Origin of the sequence: Xenorhabdus sp. IM139775, assembly GCF_028598745.1 — a bacterium.
Lineage (GTDB): Bacteria > Pseudomonadota > Gammaproteobacteria > Enterobacterales > Enterobacteriaceae > Xenorhabdus.
The window spans coordinates 1-1,172 of record NZ_JAQRFK010000197.1; the positions used below are offsets into that span (position 1 = coordinate 1).

The 1,172-nt window shown below is 38.1% G+C and carries 1 protein-coding gene and 1 pseudogene; both read right to left on the reverse strand.

Going from position 1 to position 1,172, the window contains the following annotated elements:
* Positions 1-146: 146 nt before the first annotated feature.
* Entirely contained in the window at positions 147-641 is a 495-nt protein-coding gene (locus PSI17_RS16940; protein ID WP_273553073.1) for a hypothetical protein, read from the reverse strand.
* 317 nt (positions 642-958) lie between these two features.
* Positions 959-1,159, reverse strand: a pseudogene (locus PSI17_RS17540) (RHS repeat-associated core domain-containing protein); the annotation flags it as partial.
* Between the last annotated feature and the right edge of the window lie 13 nt (positions 1,160-1,172).

Genomic DNA, 1,172 nt, shown 5'->3' on the forward strand with positions numbered 1-1,172 from the left:
GAGCTGATTGGCGACTACAAAAGCCGCTAAGGGCAGGGAGTGAGCAGCTCTTAACAGAATAAAGCCGGAAGATCGCGGTGATCTTTCCGGCTTATTATTTAGACTTAGCTACAATACAATAGGGATATTTATAGAAGATTTCATTATTAAGATCCCACTGAACGAAGTCTATTTATTATGTTAACCAATTCATCATATTTAAATTGTTCATAAAAAATACAGTTCGGGTATTCTACCAAATCTTCCAATCCATCATTATGTCCGGTACATTTCCAAAGAATAGCCCCTATATTGTCGGTTACCTTATATGAGTACACATCAAAATAATCTGACCATGTACCAAAATTAACAGAGAAAGATCTTGCTAAATCATATTGTTCATCATCAAAGAGACTCATATCCTTTTCTAATGAATCATAGATTAAGTGATTATCATTAGCTAAATATCTTTCATTCAATTTAGGTTTATTCAAAATATCTGTAAGCCCGCCAACCAAATAACCATCAAAAAATATTGTATCGCTCAGAGTTCCCAAAAAAGAACCGTTAATCCAGAGCCTTGCCCGCCCAATTAACTTCTCTCTATTTTCAAGAGAATATTCAACAGCAAAAGTAGATTTATCACCTATGATATATGTCATTTTTTACAGCCTTTAATTCCTTCCATGTTTCTAGCAAATCTAGGTACATTTTTAGTATCTATAGCTCTGGGTTTACCCCTAATATCGACACCATCAGTTGATCCATTCCAATGGAAAGCTCCAGAACCATCTGCTGCATTACTTTGGAATCTATGCCAAACAGATTTTTTACCCTCACCAACTTTTATCCAGCGAGTTTTAGGATCATTAGGGTCTACCTGACTGTGTTTAAAAAGTTCCTCAGCATTAGGCGGTATTACACTCTTGGTACTATTAAATGGCACCTGCCTATCTGGTAAATATCCCGGCTCATGATGCCCAGGATTTTCATAAACTGGGGCTTTTGTTAACCCAAACGGATCTACATACCCCACCGGATTATGCACATACCCATATGGATTAAATCCGCCTGCCAAATTCAGCGGATCGGGCGAAATATACTGCGCCGTCTCCGGGGAGTAATAACGATGAAAATTATAGTATAAACCGCTCTCTTGGTCCTCATATTGCCCGCAGAAGGGGCATCATCCC

What these genes read in the sequence shown, in the direction of transcription:
- PSI17_RS16940 (WP_273553073.1), bottom strand. Translation starts at nt 641, where the DNA reads ATGACATATATCATAGGTGATAAATCTACTTTTGCTGTTGAATATTCT.